The sequence below is a fragment of the Polynucleobacter hirudinilacicola genome (assembly GCF_002192535.1).
Taxonomy (GTDB): Bacteria; Pseudomonadota; Gammaproteobacteria; order Burkholderiales; family Burkholderiaceae; genus Polynucleobacter; species Polynucleobacter hirudinilacicola.
The window spans coordinates 1,083,458-1,105,514 of the sequence record NZ_NAIA01000003.1 but is presented as its reverse complement, the minus strand read 5'-3'; the positions used below and the strand labels follow the sequence as shown (position 1 = coordinate 1,105,514).

18 protein-coding genes and 1 pseudogene are annotated in these 22,057 nt (G+C 46.8%); 12 read left to right on the top strand and 7 right to left on the bottom strand.

Translation table 11 applies throughout. From position 1 onward, the window contains the following. Positions 1 to 83 precede the first annotated feature (83 nt). From B6A14_RS09585 to B6A14_RS09565, 5 genes are all read left to right on the top strand, one after another. Positions 84 to 1,805 carry an ArnT family glycosyltransferase gene (locus B6A14_RS09585; protein WP_087910224.1) on the top strand — a complete coding sequence of 574 codons (1,722 nt, stop codon included), beginning with the start codon at positions 84 to 86 and terminating at the stop codon, positions 1,803 to 1,805. Next, positions 1,802 to 3,049: a sialidase family protein gene (locus B6A14_RS09580; RefSeq protein WP_087910223.1), complete on the top strand. Its 1,248-nt coding sequence runs from the start codon at positions 1,802 to 1,804 to the stop codon at positions 3,047 to 3,049. The genes B6A14_RS09585 and B6A14_RS09580 overlap by 4 nt, the downstream gene beginning before the upstream one ends. Beyond that, positions 3,049 to 3,669, top strand: a complete 621-nt coding sequence (locus B6A14_RS09575; protein ID WP_087910222.1) for a hypothetical protein — start codon at positions 3,049 to 3,051, stop codon at positions 3,667 to 3,669. Before B6A14_RS09580 ends, B6A14_RS09575 begins: the two co-directional genes overlap by 1 nt. 174 nt (positions 3,670 to 3,843) lie before the next feature. Continuing rightward, positions 3,844 to 4,905 carry a DUF3300 domain-containing protein gene (locus B6A14_RS09570; RefSeq protein WP_161491128.1) on the top strand — a complete coding sequence of 354 codons (1,062 nt, stop codon included), beginning with the start codon at positions 3,844 to 3,846 and terminating at the stop codon, positions 4,903 to 4,905. 21 nt (positions 4,906 to 4,926) lie between these two features. Further along, complete coding sequence (locus tag B6A14_RS09565; RefSeq protein WP_087910220.1) at positions 4,927 to 5,295, top strand: Rap1a/Tai family immunity protein; 369 nt, start codon at positions 4,927 to 4,929, stop codon at positions 5,293 to 5,295. A gap of 64 nt (positions 5,296 to 5,359) precedes the next feature. On the opposite strand, the gene B6A14_RS09560 is transcribed toward B6A14_RS09565, so the two are convergent. From B6A14_RS09560 to fabI, 6 genes and pseudogenes are all read right to left on the bottom strand, one after another. After that, positions 5,360 to 6,364, bottom strand: coding sequence for a Bug family tripartite tricarboxylate transporter substrate binding protein (locus B6A14_RS09560; protein ID WP_407947069.1), 1,005 nt, complete (start codon positions 6,362 to 6,364; stop codon positions 5,360 to 5,362). A gap of 55 nt (positions 6,365 to 6,419) precedes the next feature. Further along, positions 6,420 to 7,265 (bottom strand): HpcH/HpaI aldolase/citrate lyase family protein, encoded by an 846-nt coding sequence (locus B6A14_RS09555; RefSeq protein WP_087910219.1) that lies wholly within the window; start codon positions 7,263 to 7,265, stop codon positions 6,420 to 6,422. 15 nt (positions 7,266 to 7,280) lie between these two features. Further along, complete coding sequence (locus B6A14_RS09550; protein ID WP_087910218.1) at positions 7,281 to 8,657, bottom strand: MmgE/PrpD family protein; 1,377 nt, start codon at positions 8,655 to 8,657, stop codon at positions 7,281 to 7,283. Between the two features lie 31 nt (positions 8,658 to 8,688). Further along, positions 8,689 to 9,574, bottom strand: a pseudogene (locus B6A14_RS09545) (FAS1-like dehydratase domain-containing protein). Positions 9,575 to 9,596: 22 nt separating this feature from the next. Further along, positions 9,597 to 10,925: a chromate efflux transporter gene (gene chrA, locus B6A14_RS09540; RefSeq protein WP_087910217.1), complete on the bottom strand. Its 1,329-nt coding sequence runs from the start codon at positions 10,923 to 10,925 to the stop codon at positions 9,597 to 9,599. Then, complete coding sequence (gene fabI / locus B6A14_RS09535) at positions 10,922 to 11,707, bottom strand: enoyl-ACP reductase FabI (protein WP_087910216.1); 786 nt, start codon at positions 11,705 to 11,707, stop codon at positions 10,922 to 10,924. The genes chrA and fabI overlap by 4 nt, the downstream gene beginning before the upstream one ends. A gap of 50 nt (positions 11,708 to 11,757) precedes the next feature. On the opposite strand from fabI, the gene B6A14_RS09530 reads away from it, so the two are divergent. The 5 genes from B6A14_RS09530 (at position 11,758) to B6A14_RS09510 (ending at position 18,143) form a co-directional block, all read left to right on the top strand. Continuing rightward, on the top strand, positions 11,758 to 13,626 hold the full coding sequence (locus B6A14_RS09530; protein ID WP_087910215.1) for an extracellular solute-binding protein: 1,869 nt from the start codon (positions 11,758 to 11,760) through the stop codon (positions 13,624 to 13,626). A gap of 11 nt (positions 13,627 to 13,637) precedes the next feature. Further along, the gene (locus B6A14_RS09525; RefSeq protein WP_201721527.1) at positions 13,638 to 14,702 is read left to right on the top strand and encodes a microcin C ABC transporter permease YejB; all 1,065 of its coding nucleotides are present in this window, start codon (positions 13,638 to 13,640) and stop codon (positions 14,700 to 14,702) included. Beyond that, positions 14,699 to 15,724 (top strand): ABC transporter permease, encoded by a 1,026-nt coding sequence (locus tag B6A14_RS09520; RefSeq protein WP_087910213.1) that lies wholly within the window; start codon positions 14,699 to 14,701, stop codon positions 15,722 to 15,724. The genes B6A14_RS09525 and B6A14_RS09520 overlap by 4 nt, the downstream gene beginning before the upstream one ends. Further along, on the top strand, positions 15,721 to 17,358 hold the full coding sequence (locus tag B6A14_RS09515; RefSeq protein ID WP_087910212.1) for an ABC transporter ATP-binding protein: 1,638 nt from the start codon (positions 15,721 to 15,723) through the stop codon (positions 17,356 to 17,358). The genes B6A14_RS09520 and B6A14_RS09515 overlap by 4 nt, the downstream gene beginning before the upstream one ends. Positions 17,359 to 17,495: 137 nt before the next feature. Then, complete coding sequence (locus tag B6A14_RS09510) at positions 17,496 to 18,143, top strand: C40 family peptidase (RefSeq protein WP_087910211.1); 648 nt, start codon at positions 17,496 to 17,498, stop codon at positions 18,141 to 18,143. 175 nt (positions 18,144 to 18,318) lie between these two features. On the opposite strand, the gene B6A14_RS09505 is transcribed toward B6A14_RS09510, so the two are convergent. Then, on the bottom strand, positions 18,319 to 19,110 hold the full coding sequence (locus tag B6A14_RS09505) for a patatin-like phospholipase family protein (protein WP_407947081.1): 792 nt from the start codon (positions 19,108 to 19,110) through the stop codon (positions 18,319 to 18,321). Between the two features lie 324 nt (positions 19,111 to 19,434). Here B6A14_RS09505 and scpB point away from each other — a divergent pair, with 324 nt between their 5' ends. Both scpB and B6A14_RS09495 read left to right on the top strand, forming a co-directional pair. Beyond that, on the top strand, positions 19,435 to 20,115 hold the full coding sequence (scpB, locus tag B6A14_RS09500) for an SMC-Scp complex subunit ScpB (protein ID WP_087910209.1): 681 nt from the start codon (positions 19,435 to 19,437) through the stop codon (positions 20,113 to 20,115). A 3-nt stretch (positions 20,116 to 20,118) separates the two neighbouring features. Then, entirely contained in the window at positions 20,119 to 21,900 is a 1,782-nt protein-coding gene (locus B6A14_RS09495) for a pseudouridine synthase (protein WP_087910208.1), read from the top strand. Positions 21,901 to 22,057: the final 157 nt, after the last annotated feature.

The window sequence follows — 22,057 nt, the reverse complement described above, 5'->3', positions numbered from 1 at the left end:
GATTCATTTTTCATAAGCTCATGTGAAAAAGTAGAGCAAGTCGGTTTTCTCCAGCCTTCTTGCAAGCCCTATAAACTATAGGAATGCGAGGTTCATTTTCTTACCGTTCCGCCTTCTTAATCCTACTTTTAGGTGTATTTACCTATCTTTATGGCTTAGATAGTCGATTTGCCCCTAAAAACGGCGATGAATATCCCTACATGCACATTGTGCGGATGACTGCCGATGCTGGAAATTGGCTTCCTCTGCAATCGGAGATGGACGGTATCAAAAATACCAAGCCGCCTCTAATTTTTTGGCAAGGCATAGCCAGTAGTCATTGGGTAAGCGAATGGTCTTTGCTGAACTTGCGTTGGCCTAGTGTTCTCTACACAGGGCTGACTGCTTTTTTCTTATTTTTAGCCGTACGTCGATTTAGTGGAAAAACCCAAACGGGTTTGTTAGCCGCCTTGGTTTGGTTATCTTTTTTTGCAACTTATCGATATGGCCGCCCATTTTTAGCTGATCCACCAGAAGTCTTTTGGATTAGTTTGCCGTTTATGGCGCTTCTGTATTGGGGTAAGAGCGCTTTTGAGTCCAAATTCTTTTTCCCAGTATTGGCAGGCGTCTGTTTTGGGTTAGCCCTCTTTGCTAAATCGTTCGCTTATATCGCTCCAGCTACATTCGCCCTAGGCCTCTACTATTGGCGCTGGCGACAGTGGAGTATTCCAAAAACGCTGACTTATGATCTATATAAGATCTTGATCGCTGGAGTTTTAGCTTTAGCGGTCTTTGCTTTGTGGTTTGCCTTTGATCCAAACCCAGAAGCGGTTTGGAAAGAATTTGTGCTGGGCGAGAATGCAGGCAAGTTTGCTGCCCGTAACTCGAACTATCTATTAGACCTCTTGCGTGGGGGCGACAGTATTTGGCTCTTGCTCATAACAACTCTAGCCAATGCAGGCCTCTTTACTTTCGTATTAATTTCTACTCTATGGCAATGCTGGCGTGGCCGTCGCTTCCTCAATCTTGAGGAAGTTCTGTTATTGCTATTGATCCTTGCATTTTTGATCGTGTTTACTCTGCCTAGTCAGCGTTCTGGCCGATATTTATTACCGGTAATGCCAGCATTTGCTGCTTTAATTGCGCTGCACTGGGAGCGCTTGCCTTTATGGGGCTTTCGGATTGCCTTACTGCTCCAGGGAATCATCCTCGCACTGCTTTTATGGATAGGAAGCAATCTGCAGTTCTCTAGCTTTATGGGAACTTCTGGTACATGGATTTATTCCTACTGCCATTGGATCTTGATGGCCGCCAGTCTTTTCATCGTGCTGATTGGTTTAATCAAGTCTCATTATGCAAAGACTTTGGCATTGGCAGGATGTTTTCTGACCTACTGCACACTCACTAGTAGTCTTGCCCCCTTAGAGGGAAAGCTAGGGCGTTATTCAGTCGAAACAATGACCCAAGTTCAAGGTAAAGATGTTTGGATACCTTGTGATTTCCGTGCTAAAGATGAAGAGTATCGATTGCTGTTGCCTGGTGCTAAGTTGCATGGCTATTTAGCCAAAGATGCAGCTAATATAGCTAAGCTCATCAGTTCATACCCCATCGTTGCAGTTCACGCGCCGTTTGGATCTCAGCCGGAGCTATGTGACTCCTGTCAGATTGTGGGGCAGAGAATGGAGATGCGCGCACGCCACTCTGATGAAGAAATTACTCAGATGTTGCAAGGCCAGATCGGCAAGCATCTTTTTGTAAATGAGTATCTAGTGGTAACCCCAGCGATCGCTCCCGATCTTTCTAATGTTAAGGATGTGTGTAGATGAGTCGTGTTATTGCCCTCTGTTTTTTATTGCTGGCTGCAGTAATCGGCTTTTTGCATATTGATAGTCGTCCGGTTTGGGCGCCGTTTACTACATATATAGCCCCTCCAGCTGAGGAAGAGTTAGAGCCTACGCCAACTCCAAAATCTAAAAACCAAAGTACTCCAAGTAAGGCAGTCATTGCGAGCCCTATTAGCACTTGGTTGCCAGAGACAGGCGCTCCATCAGTACATGCTGCATCTCTGATTGTATTAAACGATGGTGCTGTTCGGGCTTTTTGGTTTGCGGGCAGCCGGGAAGGCGCCGCGGATGTGGTGATTAACAGTGCTGTCTTTGATCCTAAGGCATCTAGTTGGAGCGCACCAACAGTTGTGATGGATAGAGTGAGTGCTGAAAAAGGCTTAATGCGCTATATCGCTAAATTAGGGAACCCTGTTCCCGCCAGAATGACCGATGGCCGCTTGCAATTATTTTTTGTCACAGTCTCGATTGGTGGTTGGGCGGGTAGTTCTATATCTAGTCTTATTTCAGATGATGAGGGCTTAACTTGGAGTAATCCACAGCGCCTGATTAGCTCCCCCTTGATGAATATAAGTACTTTAGTGAAGTCTCCGGCAGTGACATTTATAGATGGCCGCCTTGGCTTGCCTGCTTATCACGAGTGGGTTGGGCGCTTTGGTGAGTTTTTAAGAGTGGAGGCAGGGCAGGTCATTGATAAGCGCCGCATGAGTTCTGGTCGTAGCGCTATTCAGCCAATGGTTTTTGTTAACGATGCCCAAGATGCCAGCGCATATTTTCGGCAGGCAAGAAGTGCAGGGCTAGCAAAACAAGTCATTGCTAGTCATACTCAAAATGCGGGCCAATCTTGGCAGACAAGCGCAGATTTACCTATCGCCAATCCCAATTCTGCAGTTGCTGGGCTACAACTCAGTAGCGGCGCACGTATTTTGGTGCTCAATAATATTGAAGCAGGCCGATATCGCTTGGTGTTATTGATGGCCGATGCGAAATCAGACCAGTGGCAGGTGGTTGAAGTAATAGAAAATGATGAAGCATTACCAGATGGTCAGCGTAAAGAGTTTTCCTATCCATATCTCGTTAGCGTTGATGGTAATGATGCCCATTTGGTTTATACCTGGGATCGCAAGAAGATTCGACATCGATATTTCTCAGGGGCTTGGTTAAAGCACGCTCAGAGTGAGCTTGCTAGGACCCAAACAGAAGTTGCTTCTCAGGAGGTTAAATAATGAATAACCTAATGCAAACCTTTGCTTTGATTGAGATGTCCATTACTTGTGCAGCTGTGATTATTTTGCTCTTACAAAAAACGTCTGCACAACCATTTCCGGTTATTGTCAAAGTATTGCTCATACTCTTGATTGCTAACCTATTTTTCTGGCCTTTAGGTTTAGGTATGGAATTACCACTTGTTGCCTATGTGCGAGGAGTGGTAGGCGATCTCAGTATCGTTACGATGCTCTTGCTATGGACTTCATTGCTGCCCAAGAATAAGCCAGCCCCCTTCGCATTTAAGTTTGCGCTTGCATTGATAGCCATTATTTTTTATCCACTTGCACTTGGTCTTGGCATGATGGATCCCTATGCTTGGGGTTATGGCTCAATTGGATTTTTCATTGCGGTTTTGTTCTTTGCCCTCGTATGCGGACTTGCTCATTGGAGTAAGGGCGTATGGATTATTGCCATCGGGATTCTGGCTTGGGCAGGACACTGGCATGAGTCTGCCAATCTGTGGGATTACTTGCTAGATCCATTCTTAGCTATCTGGGCTCTGACTGGATTGATCGCGGCGCTTTATAGAAGGCGCAGAGATAAAGCGCGATCTGGTTATTTATTTAGACCGGGTTAATGTATTCAAGCAAAATTCGTAAAAGATGGTGAATCTACTAAGCTATTTGCATAGATCAATATTGAGGCCAGTATGAGACAGGAAAGTCAAACACGTATTTCCGCATGGAGTAAAAAAGGTGGATTGCACACGCTAGTGATAATCGCTTGCGGATCCCTCCTCAATGGATGTGTAATGAATTCTGACCCTTATCAGCAAAGCGGATATTACACTCAGGATCCGAGTAATAACGCAGCTCCACAAACGATTTCGTCTGCGCAATTGCAGTCCTTAGTTTCTCCAATAGCACTTTATCCAGATTCCTTGCTCTCGCTGATGTTGTTAGCTTCGACTTATCCGCTAGAAGTAGCCGAGGCTTATAACTGGCGAAACAGCAATGCCTCCCTGAATGGTGACCCATTGCAAAACGCGCTGAAGGCGCAATCGTGGAACGATAGCGTGAAGTCTCTCATATCGTTTCCACAAGCATTCAATATGTTGGGCGGTAAATTACAGTGGACTCAAAACCTTGGTAATGCCTATAAGCTCCAAGCAGCTGACACTATGAAAGCAGTACAAGTCTTAAGAAAAAAGGCTCTGAACGCCGGCACACTGAAGTCCAATAAGGAAATCACTGTCACTACAGATGTCAACGGCAATATCTTGATTGCCCCAGCCAATGTCAAAGTGGTTTATATCCCCAGCTACAACCCTACGGTAGTGTATGGACCATGGCCATATCCTGATTACCCACCTTATCCTGCTTATGACCCCGCCTGGGGAATGATGGCTTTTGGTTTGGGTTTTGCGATTGGTGATGATTTTTGGACCTATCCCAATTGGTCTAATGGCACCATTAACTCCACAACCATTAATCCATCTGGACGCACTCCTTCTCGCGCCGTTATTGGTCCCGCTAGCATTGCTAACCAGCAGCGCTTACTGAACGACTGGAAAAATAATGCCACTCCACAGGAGAGGCAGGCTGCTCGCACAGATGCTCAGCGTGCCAATAGTGCTTTTCAGAAAGACGCGAGCCCACAAGAAAGAGATCAAGCGGCGCGTCTAAATCAAGAGGCGCGTAATGATGCGCAGATGGATAGAGCTAATCCGAATGTATATCGCGAAGCTGCCCAAGAGAATGCTATGCGAGATCAAGCGCGCTTTGATGCTGAGCAAGATCGCTCACGGGGTTTTGGAGGAGGTGGCCGTTATGGCGGCTTTGGCGGCGGCCACATGGGTGGATTTAGACGTTAACCTTATTAAGAGAATAGAGCCATGAAAAAATTCCCAGCAATACTCGCGCTAATTACATCCATCGTATGCTTTAGTCATAGTGCACATGCGCAAAAAGATCTTCCAGTAAACGATGCGAGTACTGGCGCATTTGTGGAGCTCTGTAAAAATCCAAATGATGAGCAAGGCCGCAGTTTTTGTTTTGGCTTTGGCGAAGGCATATACCAATCGTATTTAGCCAATCTCAGTCCAAATACAAAGCGATCTATCTGCTTTACAAATAAAGGCGAAACCCGCAATGAGATCTTGCAAAAATTTCTGGTTTGGAGCGCGGCAAACCCTCAGTTCAATCAAGAGAGCGCTGCTAAAACCTTGATGAGATTCTTTAGACAAGGCTACCCCTGTAAATAATAATCTTCCAGAACTAAAGAAAAAGGCCAGCATATGCTGGCCTTTTATTTGATGCAGGTAATGCTTAGTCTGGAATATTCGCTTTACGAATGACTGGGCCCCAAACGTTGATTTCAGTATCAAGATGGTCTTTTAAGCCCTTAGCAGAAACCTTGCTTGCTGGAACAATATCAATATTGGCATCCTCTAAACGCTTCTTCACGTCAGGACTATTGAGCGCCTTCTTCAGAGCAGCATTGAGCTTATCCAAGATTGGTTGTGGAACACCTTTCGGGGTGTAGACACCATGCCAAACTTTAACTTCAAAGCCCTTGAGTCCTTGCTCATTGAGAGTTGGCACATTAGGAATCGCTGGCAAGCGCTTCATAGTAGTTGTACCAAAAGCCTTGACGCGGCCATCCTTGATGTAAGGAATGGTTTGAGTGGTTTGATCGCAAAGCAAATCGACTTGACCGCCCAATAAGTCAGTGAGGGCAGGGCCAGTTCCTTTGTAAGGAATGTTCGTAAGCTTTACACCCATACGGCTTTGGAATAACAAGCCGCAAAGTTGGGATACAGCGCCTGGACCAGCATTTGCCATTGTGACTTTTGAGCCATTAGCCTTGATATAGGCTTCCAGTTCTTTAAAGTTGTTTGCCGGCAAATCTTTTTTACCCAAGAGCACCATTGGAACATCAGCTACTTGACCAACGTATTCAAAGCTAGTCATTGGGTCATAGGGGAGCTTGTCATACAAAGCTTGTGCAGTAGCCATACCCATGTGATGAATATAAATAGTATATCCATCCGGGGCTGCGCGAGCTACCTTAGTAGAGGCAATCGTGCCACCGGCACCAGGAACGTTTTCTACCACCACTGTTTGACCTAATGCTTGACCCATTGGTACTGCAATCAGGCGTGCGATAGAGTCTGTCGGTCCACCAGCAGCAAATGGAACAACTAAGTTAATTGACTTGGTTGGCCAGTCTTTTTGCGCTAAGGCATTACCGCTCAGAAGTGCGCCAGCGGTGAGTGCTGCAGTGATTCCAGAAAATACAAAATTCTTGATCTTCAATTCGGTCTCCATCATGTTGTTATGCAGGCTTATTCTGCCAGTTTTTGGGTCTTTTGGGGAGGGTTGCTACCTAGTGTTTACCAGCAACCGCAATGGTTCTTTGGGCTAGCAACACTACTGGGCGATCAATCATGCGTCCATCCAGCTTGACTGCACCGCCTTTAGAGGCTTTATCGGCCTCTATGACACGCTTTGCCCAAGCTACTTCTTCTTCTGAGGGCATGAAGGCAGCTTTGACAATACCCACTTGCTTTGGATGGATACAGAGTTTTCCACCGAAGCCCATACGCTTAGCGCGCTCAGCATCATCTTGAATGCGGACGACATCATCAGTCGACGGCGTAACCCCATCAATAGGAGGGGCAATCTGCGCTACACGTGAGGCCAAGACGATTTGATAGCGTGCAGTTTGCAGTTCAGTTTCTTGTGGATCGCAGACCATACCAAGATCTGCCTGCAAATCTAAATTACCCAACGCAAGACGAATCACTTGATTGGAGTTGGCTATTTCGCGAAGATGATCTAAACCAATGGCAGTTTCAATCATCGGAATCAGAGCGGTATTTGGTAAAACCAGTGCTGCACCATTCATCTCATCAACTGACTCGCTCTTTGGGATGAGTAAACAAGCAACATCGAGCTCTTGCGCCAGAATTAAATCAGCGGAGTAAAACTTACTGCCTGGAGAGTTGCTGCGAATGACTAAACGCTTTTTTTGTTCAGCAGTAAAGCAAGGCCAAGCTGTCCGAATCGCATTGCGAGCCATATCTTTATCTTCGGCAGCAACTGCATCTTCCAAATCAATAATGACACCACTAGCACCGCTATCGAGTGCTTTTATAAAACGCTCAGGGCGAGTGCCAGGTACAAATAAAAAGTTACTGCAAAAGCCTAATGGTGTATCAAGTGGGTTCATATGATGTGTAGTGTATTAATTACTTGGAAGTAGAGGGCCTACTTTGGCTTGTTTGCGAATATTCCACAAGGAATCAATAGCTTTACTCATCTCAGCAGGACTTGCACCTTTGCTAAAAGCAGCAAGGCGCATTGCCTTATCAGTAATCTCAGTGCGACTTAAGGTGTTTCCAGGATCACCTTTGGGCTCGTCAACGCGCCCATCCAAAATTTGTCCGTTATTGAGGTGTACTTTGACTTTGCCAATCCAGCGTTGTGGATAGGCGCTATCAACTTCTGGATCCAGCATCATGGTGACGCGATCGCGGAATAAGCAAATGGCATCATCCTTAAAGTGCTCATCGAATTCTTGAAGGCCAGCAAATTGATAGTGGGCAACTAGAGCAAGTACGGTGCCCATTGAAAACTTGGATTGATGCACAGTGGCAGGATTTGTTACAGGGCCCAACACATCAATCGCACCTTGATGCACTAAGGTTTCTACTTTGGCAATGTCACTAGGCTTGAGTTTGTTAGCTATCATCACTTGCAATAGCGCATCCGCAGCCGGGTGGGTGTGACGACAGGAAGCATGAAACTTAAAGCTAGTTTCCGCTAAAGCCCACCGAGTGCCCAATCGATCTACGAGTTTTTTAGGATCTGCATCACTCGACATCCCAGCAGCCAAGCCTTGTTTGCCCTCGAGGATGTGCTCAGCGCCAGTGAACCCAGCTTGAGCAATATATGCCGACATCAGGCCAGTTGCCGCAGCATGCGCAGTATGGAGTTGTTTGGAGTCCGCAGCATCACGCAAAAATTCCCAAAGACCAGCAGATTGGGTGCCGGCTGAGCCAAAGGCATGCAGCATTTGTACAGGCGATAGTTTTAAGAGGCGACCAACAGCAGCTGCAGCGGCAATCGTACCTGCAGTACCTGTGGTGTGAAAGACTTTGTAATGGGAGCGACCCAAAAATTCACCAACCCGAATACCGACTTCATATCCTGCGACTGATGCCACTAACAGATCTTCACCAGAGGCGCCGATTGCTTGGGCACAAGCTAAAGCAGGCGGAAATACCACGGTAGCTGGATGAAATACGGAACCGTTATGCACATCATCTTGCTCAGCCACATGAGAAGCGGCTGCATTAGCCATCGCTGCTAAGAAAGGGCTCGAGTTTTTGCGAGAGATCAGAATTTCTGAGGGACCAGAGTGGCTATTATCAAAACCACCCATGGTTTGCGCAAACTGGGTAATGGTTTCAACAGGGCGTGAGCCTTTGCCAGCAATTGCGGAGCCAAACCAATCTACTAGTAAATCTTCGGCACGGCTCATCACATCACTTGGAATATCACTCGCTTTTAAATGAGCGGCAAAGCTAGCGAGTTCGCGCGATAAGTGTTCGGTACTCATAAAAAATATCCTTTTATTCAGGGCTAGTGTATTAAGCCAAAACAGCAGTGGCTTGCATGGTGAGCCAGCCCTCATGGTCTTGTGCCCAAACAGCAATTGTTTTGCCACTTGGATCTTTTTCTAAATCCGGTTTGGCAGATACCTTAAAAATATTGATATCAAAGGTTGGGCGAATTGCACGGAATTCAAAACTCTTGAGCTTGCAGCCAGGAATGCTTTGACGTACTAGATCCACTAGCAAGGTGGCAATCAAAGGGCCATGCACAATTAATCCTGGATAGCCTTCTACTTCAGTAACGTATTTGCGATCGTAATGAATGCGATGACCGTTAAAAGTGAGAGCGGAGTAGCGAAAGAGCAGGACATCATCAGGCGTAATCGTTTTTGTCCACTGAGCATTGCTTGGGGCGGGTGTAGGAGCAACTGGTTTGTCATCCGGTCCTGGCGCATCGCGATAAACAATGTCGTGCTCTTCAATAATCGCAAGACCATTTTGATTTGAGATCTGATGTTGGACCAAGACAAAAATCAAATCACCGGTACGACCTGCTTTATGAGTAACGGATTCAATTTTAGAAACCCGTTCAATCTCATCGCCAACGGAAAGTGGTGCTAACCATTCAATGCGACTGCCTGCCCACATGCGACGTGGCAGAGGAACGGGTGGTAGAAAGCCGCCCCGCTTAGGATGACCATCAGGACCAATTTCAGATTGAGGTGCGTGCGGACAAAAAATAAAGCCAGTGCCACAGCTCAGGCAAGAAAGTGCCCTTACTAGGCGGAGGATCGTCGCGATTTAAGGTTGCCGATAAGGCGCGCACGGGGGCTGCCGTAACGGCATCCTGAAAAGACTCGGTTTTACCAAGCCATTCTTGTAAGTGAGTGATAGTTTGAGGTTCGATTCGCATAAGTTCCATTATGCCAACCTTGGGGAAGCGCTTAGCCCATTAAGACTGCGGCCAGATAGGCGAGAAGTCCAGCAAATGCAGACCCTCCCAGGACCGTAATCACCCCTTTTTGGTATTTGAATAGTGCCAAGCCAGCCAATAGGCAGATCACTATTGAAATCCAGGAAATCGAAGCACCTAAGCCGCTTGGTAAAAACACATGATAGGCAAAAAAGAGCCCTAAATTGGCGATGACGCCAACTACCGCAGCAGTAATCGCAGTCAATGGTGCAGTAAACCCTAGTTTGCCGTGAGTAGACTCAATCAGAGGCCCACCCACCAGAATAAAAAAGAAGGAAGGTAAAAAAGTAAACCAAGTAGCAACGCAAGCCCCAAGCACGCCAAACCAAAATGGATTGCTATTACCAATTAAATGTTGGATATGACCAGCTAAGTAACCAACAAAAGCGACGACCATGATGAGTGGTCCGGGTGTAGTTTCTCCAAGCGCTAAACCATCAATCATTTGATTGGCGCTGAGCCAATGAAAATGATCTACTGCACCTTGATAGACATATGGCAGTACGGCGTAGGCTCCACCAAAGGTCAGAAGGGCGGCTTTAGTAAAGAACCAAGCGATTTGCGGGAAGAGCGTTTTCCAACCAAAGATTGCAATCAATGCTGCAATCGGCAATAGCCACAAGCTAAATGCAATCGCACTATGTTTAATCGTTTTCTGAAGATTAAATTGGGCGTGTAAGGGGGTGGGGGTATTGTCATCGATGATGGCGCTACCGTAATTACTTGCCTTGGAATTTCCATGTGAACCGGTTTGCTGAAAATATTCGGGGTAGCGCTTGCCTCCCCAGTAACCAATCGCTGCTGCAATCAGAACGATGATCGGAAAGGCTAAATTCAAAATGAAGATAGCTAAAAAAGAGACTAGTGCAATCCACTTTAATGCTTGGTTGTGAAGGGTGCGCTTACCAATACGCATAGCTGCATGTAAAACAATCGCAACTACGGCGGGTTTAATGCCAAAAAAGATTGCGGCGATCCACGGCACTTGACCGAAGGTGAGATAAATCCACGACAACGCAATCAAAATAAAGAGTGATGGCAAAACAAAAAGAGTGCCAGCCAGAATGCCACCCCAACTACGATGCATGAGCCAGCCGATATAAGTTACTAGCTGTTGCGCTTCAGGTCCAGGCAGCAGCATGCAATAGTTGAGTGCATGTAAAAAGCGCCGCTCAGAAATCCAGCGACGCTTCTCAACCAACTCTTGGTGCAGAACAGCGATTTGTCCCGCTGGACCACCAAAACTAATAAAGCCGAGTTTGGCCCAAAACTTCAGGGCTTCACTGAGTGGAACGCTCAAGCGTCTTCCATTCCACCAACAACTTGGCTAAAGCCGTTATCAACGTAGATGATTTCAGCGGTAATGCCGTTGGCTAAATCAGATAATAAGAATGCTGCGGTATTACCAACATCATCAATCGTGACGTTGCGACGCAATGGAGCGGTTTGCTCTACGGCTTCTAAAATTTTGCCAAAGCCTTTGATGCCAGAAGCAGCTAAAGTTTTAATCGGGCCAGCAGAGATGCCATTTGCGCGAATACCTTTAGGACCAACTGATCCGGCAAGGTAACGCACAGATGCCTCTAAAGATGCTTTTGCTAAACCCATGGTGTTGTAGTTTGGAACATTCTTCATTGAACCTAAGTAAGTCAATGTCAGTAGTGAGGATTTGTCACGCAACATCGGTAATGCTTCTTTTGCCATTGCAGGAAAGCTGTATGCAGAAATGTCGTGGGCAATTTTGAAGCCTTCGCGAGAGAGGCCTTCCAAGAAATCACCAGCAATTGCCTCTCTTGGGGCAAAGCCAATCGCATGCACAAAGCCATCAAATTGAGGCCAAGATTTGGCTAAATCCTGAAAGAGAGCTGAAATCTGCTCATCGCTACCGACGTCACAGTCAAAAATGAGTTCGGTATTGAATTCTTTTGCAAAATCGACAATCCGGTCCTTAAAGCGCTCGCCTACGTAGGTAAAGGCCAATTCTGCGCCTTCACGGTGACATGCTTTGGCAATGCCATAGGCAATAGAGCGGTTAGAGAGAAGGCCGGTAATGAGGATTTTTTTGCCGGAGAGAAAGCCCATGTTGTGTCCTTTGCTTCAAATATGATTAGCTATCTACAATTGTTGCATATATGCCTACCCTAAGCCCCATTCGCCACCTCATCCAATTCTTGCTAATCGCCATGCTAGTAGCGCTTGGGGCCAATGCAGCACAGGCAGCTCAAGGGATTTCCCAGTACGGTAAACCGAAATATGCGGATGGATTTGCCCATTTTGATTATGTGAATCCCAATGCGCCCAGGGGTGGCACCCTAACTTTGCCTAATCCAGGTCAAAGAACGAGTTTTGATAAGTTCAATCCATTTACGCTCCGAGGTGTCACCGCTCCCGGAATTGATTTGATGTTTGAATCATTGGCCGAAGGGAGTGCAGATGAAGTTTCTAGTATTTATGGTTTGCTAGCTGAAGATATCGCAGTGGCTCCAGACCATAAGTCGGTAACGTTTCGCATTCGCTCACAGGCTCAGTTTTCGGATGGCACTCCTGTTTTAGCTGCAGATGTTAAACACAGTTTTGATGTCTTAATGAGTGGCAAAGCACATCCGCGCTATAAAACTACCTTTGCAGATGTTAAAGAAGCAATTGTGCTTTCCGAGCGAGTAGTGCGGTTTGATTTCAAAAACAACAATGCTGAGCTACCCATCTTGGTAGGAACGCTCCCCATCTTTTCTCGTAACTGGGGAAAGAAACCTGACGGTACGATTGTTCCTTTTGAGAAGATTGCCTTTGAGGCTCCAGTGGGTAGCGGCCCCTACCTGATTGAGTCTTTTAAGGCTGGTAAGTCGATTGTCTACAAGCGCAACCCCCAATACTGGGCCGATCAATTAAGTAAACCCCTCAATGTGCGGGTGGGTTTTTATAACTTTGATCGTGTGCTCTACAAGCTGTACAGCGACGATGCAGTTCGCCTCGAAGCATTTAAAGCAGGTGAGTTTGATGCGATTGTGGAATACCGCGCCAAGATTTGGGCGAAGGGTTATGTGGGTTCCAAGTTTGATAATGGAACGCTTTTAAGAAAAGCCTTTATCAATCACAACGGTGCTGGTATGCAAGGTTTTGCCATGAATGTACGCAAACCGATTTTCCAGGATGTGCGTGTTCGTCAAGCATTGGGTTTGGCTTTGGATTTCGAATGGCTCAACCGCCAAATATTTTTTGATCAATATGGCCGTATTAACAGCTACTTCACCAATAGTGATTTAAGTGCCAACTTTGATGGCCCACGCAAACCTACTGAAGCTGAGTTGAAACTACTCAGACCGCTCAAGGCTAAGTATCCACAATGGGTGCCTGATGCAGTCTTTGGTCCGATGCCGGCACCACCTTCAACCAAGTCACCAGATAGTCTGCGGCAGAATCTCAAGAAAGCCCGCGAACTATTGATGCATGCTGGCTGGCAGTACCGTGATGGCGCACTGCGGAATGAAAGGGGTGAACCTTTCCGGATGGAGATGGTAGAAAACGGCGGATTCTTCTTAAGAGTGATTTCTGCTTACAGTCGTAACTTAGAAAAGCTAGGCATTCAGCTAGATATTCGTACGAGTGATTTTGCTCTGTATCAAAAGCGGATGAATGAATACGACTTTGATATGACAACAACGCGTTTTCCAGACTCACAAAACCCCGGTAATGAATTGTGGGATCGATTTGGCAGTGAGGCTGCCAAGGAGAAGGGCTCTGACAATATCATCGGCATCCGGTCTCCCGTGGTAGATGCGTTAGTTGAAGAGATTACTAAGGCTCAAAATCGAGAAGAGTTACGCGCTGCTTGTAGGGCGCTGGATCGCGTTCTCTGGAATAGCTACTACGTTATTCCGCAGTGGTATAACCCAACCCATCGCGTAGCCTTCCGTAAAGAGATGCGTTACCCAGAGCCACCTTTGTATTACCAGGCAGAGCCTTGGATTATGCAAAACTGGTGGAAAGAAGAGGCTAAATAATGCAAGCACAAATGCGCGCCTATATTTTCAAACGCTTACTGCTCATGATCCCAACGCTCTTGGGTGTATTGACCTTGACCTTTGCAGTAGTGCAGTTTGTGCCAGGTGGCCCAGTTGAGCAAATGGTGTTGGAGCTCAAGGGCAAAGGCGATGCTGCAGTAGGAGGTTCTGAGTCTTCTGGTGCTGGGGCTACTTATCGTGGCCGTCAAGGCATTGATGCGCAACGTCTAGAGGAAGTGAAAGCACTATACGGCTTTGATAAGCCACCTTTAGAGCGTTACTTCATGATGTTAGGGCGCTTTGCTCGCTTCGATTTAGGTCAAAGTTATTACCAACATCAAAGCGTCTGGGGATTGGTGGTCTCAAAACTTCCAGTGTCCATCAGTATTGGTTTATGGACTTTCTTCATTACCTATTTAGTTTCGATTCCGTTAGGCATTGCAAAAGCAGTGCGTGATGGCTCTCGTTTTGATGCCGTGACAAGCAGCATCATTTTGGTAGGTTATGCGATTCCAGGATTTGTCTTGGGCGTTTTGTTATTGGTTATCTTTGGTGGCGGCAGCTTCTTGCATATATTTCCGTTGCGAGGGCTGACTTCAGACAATTGGAGTGATTTGAGTTTGATTGGCAAGGTAATGGACTATTTGTGGCATTTGGTTCTGCCAATTACTGCCTCTGTGCTGGGTAGTTTTGCCGTCATCACCATGCTAACTAAGAACTCTTTCTTAGAAGAGATTCGTAAGCAGTATGTGTTGACCGCGAGAGCAAAGGGACTTACTGAAAAGCAAGTTCTCTGGAAGCATGTATTCCGTAATGCGCTATTGCCTCTGGTGACAGGCTTTCCGGCGGCATTTATTGGTGCATTCTTTACGGGTTCACTCCTGATTGAGACACTCTTTTCATTGGATGGTCTCGGTTTACTCTCCTATGAGTCTGTAATGCGCAGGGATTACCCAGTAGTATTCGGCACCCTATATTTATTTACCTTGATTGGCCTGTTTACCAAACTCATTTCTGATCTTTGCTATGTTTACATTGATCCTCGTATTCAGTTTGGTGCTGGAGGTGGCTCATGAGTCGTTGGCAGCGCTTCAAGCACAGTCGCGTAGGTTACGCGAGTCTCTGGATCTTTATGGTCCTGTTTGGCTTATCCATGTGTGCCGAGCTGATTGCCAATGACAAGCCTTTAGTTGTGCGCTACGAAGGACAATTCTATTTTCCGATTGCCAAGAGTCATGCAGAAACGGTATTCGGCGGGGACTTCTCAACCCCAACAGACTTCTTGGATCCCGATATTCGTCGCAACATTACGAGCAATGGTAATTGGGCAATCTATCCCCCAATTCACTACAGCTACGAGACTCTCAATTACTTCTCTCAGGTTCCCAATCCTGCGCCACCCTCAACCGAGAACTGGTTAGGAACGGATGATCGTGGGCGCGATGTCTTGGCGCGTCTGATTTATGGTTTCCGCTTATCCATTTTGTTTGGTTTGGCTCTCACCATCGTAGGCGTGACGGTCGGCATCATTACGGGATCTCTGATGGGATTCTTTGGCGGTAAATTTGATCTGGTCTCGCAAAGGCTGATTGAGATTTGGTCAGCTATGCCAGAGTTATATCTATTGATTATTTTTGCTTCGATCTTTAATCCTAGCGTTTCTCTCTTGATCATCCTCTTGGCAGCGTTTGGATGGATGGGATTATCGGATTATGTGCGTGCAGAATTCTTTCGCAATCGCGCTTTAGAGTATGTCCGTGCAGCGCGAGCACTGGGATTAACGAATGTGCAAATCATGTGGCGACATATTCTGCCGAACAGTTTGACTCCGGTAATCACTTTTTTACCGTTTCGCATGAGTGCGGCCATTTTGTCGCTGACGAGTTTGGACTTCTTGGGTCTTGGCGTACCGCCTGGTACCCCAAGCCTGGGCGAGTTGCTCTCTCAAGGTAAAGGTAACCTGGATGCTTGGTGGATTTCACTATCCACCTTCATTGTTTTAGTAGCCACATTGCTTCTACTCACTTTTATGGGCGAAGCTTTGCGAGATGCGTTTGATTCTCGTAAGTCTGGCGCGATGAGCGGAGGTCGTTCATGAGCTTGCTGCGCTATGAAGATTTCTCCATTTCATTTGGATCAGGTCGCCGTCAAAAGTTTGCCGTTAGTCATCTTGATTTAGAAATTGGGATTGGTGAACGTGTTGCATTGGTAGGTGAATCAGGCTCTGGTAAGACGCTTACCGCCTTAGCTCCTTTAAGACTTGAGCCAGAGGGGGCCAAAGTTTCTGGAAAGATTCTGTGGAATCGTAAAGACGGGCAGGGCACAGTTGATTTACTCTCATTGCCCATTCAAGATATTCGCGAAATCCGTGGTCGAGAAATTGCTATGGTGTTTCAGGAGCCGATGACTGCTCTCAATCCATTATTTACAGTTGGCAATCAAATCATTGAGGCAGTACAAATCTATCAGCCTTTAATGTCTAAAGCAGATTGCATTGATGCAGCGATTGATTTACTGAAAAAGACTGGCATTCCAGAGCCTGAGCGCCGTTTCCACTCCTATCCACACCAACTCTCAGGCGGTCAAAGACAGCGCGCCATGATTGCGATGGCATTGGCATGTAAACCACGCTTACTCATTGCAGATGAGCCGACTACCGCTCTAGATGTGAGCTTGCGTTTGCAGATTCTCGATTTACTGAAAGAGCTCCAAGAAGAATCTAAAGATCAGGGGGGCATGGGCATCTTATTGATTACCCATGATCTCAATTTAGTAAAACACTTTGCTCAGCGTGTAGCAGTATTAAATCAAGGTAACTTGATGGAGTCGGGTCCAACTAAACAAGTCTTTACTCAACCGAGCGATCCTTATACAAAGGCACTGGTTAATAGTGAGCCGGTTCGGGACTTGGCGCCAGTAATGCCGCTAGCACCAGTACTTCTGAAGACAGAAGAGTTATCAGTGGCTTATCCAAGTTCAGAATCCATCTCTTGGTTTAAAAAAGCGCCACCGCATAAGGTATTAAAAAAGGTGAGCTTCTCCCTGAAGCAAGGTCAAACTATTGGTGTGATTGGTGAGTCAGGCTCTGGCAAGACTACGCTGGGTATGGCAGTCTTGGGTTTGCTGGGAGATTCTGCAGCACAGGTTAGTGGTGATGTAGATGTTCTCGGTAATGATTGGCAAACACTCAAACCAGTAGAGCGTCGTGCAATGCGCTCAAGCCTGCAAGTGATTTTTCAAGATCCATTTGGATCGCTCTCACCGCGGATGAACGTGATGCAGATTGTGGCTGAGGGATTGGATGTGCACTTTCCAAAACTCTCAGTAACTGAACGAGAAAATCGTGTGGTGGATATTTTGAAAGAGGTTGGTATCGATCGATCAGCGCTTGCACGTTATCCACATGAGTTCTCTGGGGGACAGAGGCAACGGATTGCGATTGCGCGAGCACTCATCTTGCGACCACAGATTTTGGTATTGGATGAGCCTACTTCTGCATTAGATGTCTCAATCCAAAAACAAGTATTGGCACTGCTCACTGAATTGCAGAAGAAGTACAACTTAGCTTACTTGATGATTAGTCATGATTTAGCCGTCATCAGAGCAATGTCCCATGAGGTGATGGTGCTCAAGGAGGGCAAGGTAGTGGAGTTTGGGGATACCGAAACCCTCATTAAACATCCGCGCCAGATTTATACCAAGGAGCTTTTTGCTGCAGCTGAGTTGACTTAATAGTCAGTCAAATTGGTCTTTAAATGGGCTAATTTGGTGCATTTGCCCCAATTTAAGGATAAATTATCTTTATAAACAAAGACTTAAGACTAGAGTCAAGGCTTGGTTAATTCAGGGTTCTTTGTTAAACTGATTCGATGTCACTGAAAAAAGCGCTACTTACAAAGCTCCTGGGTTTTGCCTTGGGCTTAGCGGTTTCTGTGTCGACTTACGCGGTCGATGCGCCGAGTGACGTCTCTGCTGAAGCGGTAGTTCCAAAAGAAAGTATGTTTCAGGCTGGGCGCTCTTATCTCTCTCGTGTATCTGATCGCTTGGTCGATACCGTTTCTGGAAAATCGGAAGAGTTAATCGATCGCGCCATGGAAGTGATTGGTGTGCGTTATCGCTCGGATACAGAATTACCTCAGTCTGGATTAGATGGCAGCAGTTTTGTTGGCTACGTTTTCAAAGACAAGCTTGGATTCTTGCTGCCCCGTAAATCAACCCAAATGAGTCGTGTTGGTAAGCCCATCAATCGTGATGAGTTGCAACCAGGTGATCTGGTATTTTTTAATACGATGCGTTTAACTTTTTCACACGTCGGCATTTATGTTGGCGATAACAAATTTATTCATTCCCCATCCAAGGGAACCACTGTTCGTGTTGATGACCTTGGAAGTCTCTATTGGGATAAGCGTTTTGATGGCGCACGCCGTCTAGATGGCAGCGACACCTTAAATGACGCTGAGCGCAAAGAGCTGTTGAACGAAGTTAAAAACCTCAAGCGTAAGTCACGTAGCTTGTAAGTCAAATCTCACTGCTTACGCCTTGGCCGAGGAGGGGTTAAGGGGTTTTCGTGATGCTAGCTTGATCTGTAAAGATTTCGGAAGGGAATTAATCTTGCCTGAGGCTTTTATTTCAAGCCTTGTCCATTGGAAGTCGTTTGGATCCTTTTTCTTTTTAATGTGCATAGTCTTTATTTTAGCCCCTCAGCTTTTCCTTAATTAAACCCATTTGCTCTTGTGCCGCAGCTTCTCCTGCAAGGATGGCTGCATTTCTGGATTTGAAGTCACTGCTACTCATTTGCTTCAGTTGCGGGGTAATCACAATATCGGCGCTCTTGAGCTCGAACTGATTAATACTTTTTTGCATGATGGAGATGGTGTGTTGTAACACTCCAAAAGTACCGCTGGCATCTTGATGCACTGGTTCAGAAGAGATGTTGACAGCAATCACAATAGTGGCCCCCATCTGTCTTGCATAACTCACTGGCACTGGTGCCACTAAACCGCCATCAACATATTCTTTACCGCTAATGACGGTAGGCTGAAACACGCCAGGCACGCTGCACGATGCGCGAACCGCCTGACCTGTATTGCCGCTCCTAAACAAGACGCCTTTGCCTGATTGCAATTCGGTTGCCACAATGCCCAGCGGAATCCGCATTTGCTCAATCGTTTTATTTTGTACTTCGCGATTGACCATGTTCTGTAGGGCATCGCCTTTAATGAGTCCGCCAAAACGACCGACAAATGGCAAACCCCAGTCTGCGATCGTGGCTTCATCCAAACTTAAGGCAATACGATTGAGATCATTGCCGGTTGCCCCAGATGCGAGGAGGGCGGCAATCACGCTGCCAGCACTGCTACCTACAACGATGTCAGGGTAGATGCCTTGTGACTCTAGTGCCTTGATGACCCCGACATGGGCAAAGCCTCGGGCAGCCCCTGCGCCAAGTACTAGTCCAAGGACAGGTTTTTTACTCCCCATCATGCTGCATGAGGAGAGGCCTGCCGCCCCAAGAAGGGTGCCAACACCAATGCCCAGCCCCAATAGGCGACGGCGTTCTGGAGATTTAGGCTCCATCAATGGCTCAATTCGGGGTTTTGATGAAATATTGTGCATATAGCTATTGTATTGAGCCTACCTTATAATGGCTGCACGGTGAACGAAAAGGACTTCGTTTCGGCGCGAATCAATCCCCCAACTAGAATTCATGAGATGGATTGGTCGTAGTAGCTAGAGAACACCACAAACCCATTACTGAAATACATTTTTTAAAGCCTCATCAGGAATATTCCTGATAGCCCGACTTTTATGGACGATCACAACAAGCGCGTTATTGAAACAGCCCTCCTGTGCGCACAGGAACCACTCTCTGTAGCTGATCTATCTCGCTTGTTTGTTGAAGACATCACAACAGCAGATATTGATGAAGCTTTAGTAGAAATTCAGCGCGCCTGGGATGACAAAGGAATGGAGCTGGTTCATATTGCAACCGGTTGGCGTTTCCAAAGTCGTTTGTCCATGCGTGAGTATTTAGATCGCCTCACTCCCGAGAAGCCACCAAAGTATTCTCGCGCAGTGATGGAAACCTTGGCCATCATTGCTTACCGCCAGCCTGTGACTCGCGGAGAGATTGAAGAGATTCGTGGCGTTGCAGTAAGCAGTAACGTGATGAAGCAGTTAGAAGATCGTGGTTGGGTAGAAGTGATTGGCCATAAAGAGACTATCGGCCGCCCAGGCTTATACGCTACCACCAAACAATTTTTAGATGACCTCAGTTTGACAAACTTGCAAAGCTTGCCAATGCTAGAGGATGCCGCGCCGATGGCAGCGGCAGAACACTTGGGCCAAGCCATCATCGAATTTGATCCAGATGCCACAGTAGAAACTGTGATCATCAATGAAGCTCAAGAAGCCACTGAAGATTCAGTAAATGCAGCAGTAGAAGAAGTTACCCCCGAGTCTGAGCAATCAGACGAAACAAAACAATAATTAATGACAAGCTCTAACGAAAACGATTCATCCCCGGTAGTAAATCAAGCCGTAACTCCATCTAGCGCTGACGCAGGCCCATCCAATGAGGATGGCAATAAAGGCGAAGGTCGCGAAGGTGGTGAGCGTGGCCCAAGACATCCACGCCGTGCGGGCTCAGGGAAGCATCCCTTCAATAAGAAGCGTCCTTTTAATAAGGATCGGCCTCGTCGTGAAGGCGGTGAAGGCAATGGTCCGCGTGAGGGTGGCAACAATCCAGGCAATCAATCTACCAAATTAGCTCCAAATCCTGCAGAAAGTGAAGCTCTGTTTGCTTCCGTTGTTTCTGGAGAATTTGATGCTGCTTTAGATGCTCCTGAAGTATTGGAAGTAAAAAATCCAGATGGCCTGAATGAGAGCGAGGTTTCTCATCAGACTGGTGCAGAACGTCGTGCTCAACGCGCACAACGTTCACGTGAGGATGAAGATCCTGATGCGCCGACAGAAGAAGAAATGAGTAGTTTGCAATTTGCAAACGTCGATGACTTGCCGCTGAGTTTGCGTGATGAAGTCTGGTCAGATCTCGATGGTTTAGATGATGAAGCTGATGATGAAGATACTGTTAAGTTGCATAAGGTATTAGCTGACGTTGGCATGGGATCCCGTCGCGATATGGAAGACTTGATTATTCAAGGACGTGTATCGGTTAATGGGTTGCCCGCACATATCGGCCAACGTATTGGGCCAACAGATCAAGTACGCATCAATGGCAAGCCAGTTCATCGCAAGATTCAGACTAAACCACCACGCGTCATCATGTATCACAAGCCTGCCGGTGAGATTGTTAGCCAATCTGATCCTGAAGGTCGTCCAACCGTTTTTGATCGTTTGCCAAAGCCGCGTCAAGGTCGCTGGATTGCTGTCGGTCGCTTGGACTTTAATACTGAAGGTCTTTTGTTATTTACCACTTCTGGTGAGTTAGCAAATCGTTTAATGCATCCACGTTACGGCGTTGAACGCGAATATGCTGTGCGCATCCTAGGTGAGTTAAGTCAAGAAAATACAGCGCAATTAAAGAGTGGTATTACGCTCGATGATGGCCAAGCTAAATTCTTACGCCTAGCAATGGGTGGTGGTGACGGTGCTAACCGTTGGTACCACGTTGCATTAAGTGAGGGGCGCAATCGCGAAGTACGTCGTATGTTTGAAGCAGTTGGTCACACGGTATCTCGCTTAATCCGAACCCGTTATGGCATTTTCTTATTGCCTCCGCGCTTAAGGCGGGGGAAATGGGAAGAGATTGAGGCTGGTGGTATCTACAACTTGATGAAGTCTGCTGGCTTAAAAATGCCACAGCCGCAAGATAAGGGTCGCAATCCAAACCCGAATGGTCAAAGCCGGAATCCTGCTGCTGCAGATTTCCAACCCGATCCAATGCAAACCTCGGTTTCTTACTGGGGCTCTCGTGATGCCCTAACCCTTGCTAGTGGCCATAACGGCATGACACATCAGGGTAGAGGCGGCAAACCTGGTGGTGGAGGCGGTGGTTCAGGCGAAGGGCGCGGTCCTTTCCGTGGTCGCACCCAAGGCGGCAGGCCTGGTCAAGGTAGCGGTCAGGGCGGAGGCGGTGGCCAAGGTCAAGGCCAAAACCGTAGCAAGAGCAAGAAAGTGCATCATGGCCAGTCTGCATTTGTGACGGCGAATCCCCAAAGTCCGGGAAATGGACCTAAACGGGGTGCACCAAAAGGGCGAAAACCCTTCAATAAGGGCCCTAGAAAACCGAGAAATCCAGGCGAAAGCTTCTGATTTCTAACAGTTTTCCCTAAAAATCAGCTATAATTTTGGTCTTACAGCAGACTTCTGCTGTTTTTAGTTGTTACCGACTGATGTTGCGATCAACGTAAGTCGGCCTGTTCTGAATTTCGAGAATATGGGCTTTGAAGCCCATTTTTTTTTGCCATTT

What these genes read in the sequence shown, in the direction of transcription:
- B6A14_RS09565 (WP_087910220.1), top strand. Translation starts at nt 4,927, where the DNA reads ATGAAAAAATTCCCAGCAATACTCGCGCTAATTACATCCATCGTATGC.
- B6A14_RS09530 (WP_087910215.1), top strand. Translation starts at nt 11,758, where the DNA reads ATGCCTACCCTAAGCCCCATTCGCCACCTCATCCAATTCTTGCTAATC.
- B6A14_RS09580 (WP_087910223.1), top strand. Translation starts at nt 1,802, where the DNA reads ATGAGTCGTGTTATTGCCCTCTGTTTTTTATTGCTGGCTGCAGTAATC.
- scpB (WP_087910209.1), top strand. Translation starts at nt 19,435, where the DNA reads ATGGACGATCACAACAAGCGCGTTATTGAAACAGCCCTCCTGTGCGCA.
- B6A14_RS09495 (WP_087910208.1), top strand. Translation starts at nt 20,119, where the DNA reads ATGACAAGCTCTAACGAAAACGATTCATCCCCGGTAGTAAATCAAGCC.
- fabI (WP_087910216.1), bottom strand. Translation starts at nt 11,707, where the DNA reads ATGGGCTTTCTCTCCGGCAAAAAAATCCTCATTACCGGCCTTCTCTCT.
- B6A14_RS09555 (WP_087910219.1), bottom strand. Translation starts at nt 7,265, where the DNA reads ATGAACCCACTTGATACACCATTAGGCTTTTGCAGTAACTTTTTATTT.
- B6A14_RS09520 (WP_087910213.1), top strand. Translation starts at nt 14,699, where the DNA reads ATGAGTCGTTGGCAGCGCTTCAAGCACAGTCGCGTAGGTTACGCGAGT.
- B6A14_RS09575 (WP_087910222.1), top strand. Translation starts at nt 3,049, where the DNA reads ATGAATAACCTAATGCAAACCTTTGCTTTGATTGAGATGTCCATTACT.
- B6A14_RS09570 (WP_161491128.1), top strand. Translation starts at nt 3,844, where the DNA reads ATGAATTCTGACCCTTATCAGCAAAGCGGATATTACACTCAGGATCCG.
- B6A14_RS09560 (WP_407947069.1), bottom strand. Translation starts at nt 6,364, where the DNA reads ATGATGGAGACCGAATTGAAGATCAAGAATTTTGTATTTTCTGGAATC.
- B6A14_RS09515 (WP_087910212.1), top strand. Translation starts at nt 15,721, where the DNA reads ATGAGCTTGCTGCGCTATGAAGATTTCTCCATTTCATTTGGATCAGGT.
- B6A14_RS09550 (WP_087910218.1), bottom strand. Translation starts at nt 8,657, where the DNA reads ATGAGTACCGAACACTTATCGCGCGAACTCGCTAGCTTTGCCGCTCAT.
- B6A14_RS09510 (WP_087910211.1), top strand. Translation starts at nt 17,496, where the DNA reads ATGTCACTGAAAAAAGCGCTACTTACAAAGCTCCTGGGTTTTGCCTTG.
- B6A14_RS09505 (WP_407947081.1), bottom strand. Translation starts at nt 19,110, where the DNA reads ATGATGGGGAGTAAAAAACCTGTCCTTGGACTAGTACTTGGCGCAGGG.
- B6A14_RS09525 (WP_201721527.1), top strand. Translation starts at nt 13,638, where the DNA reads ATGCGCGCCTATATTTTCAAACGCTTACTGCTCATGATCCCAACGCTC.
- B6A14_RS09585 (WP_087910224.1), top strand. Translation starts at nt 84, where the DNA reads ATGCGAGGTTCATTTTCTTACCGTTCCGCCTTCTTAATCCTACTTTTA.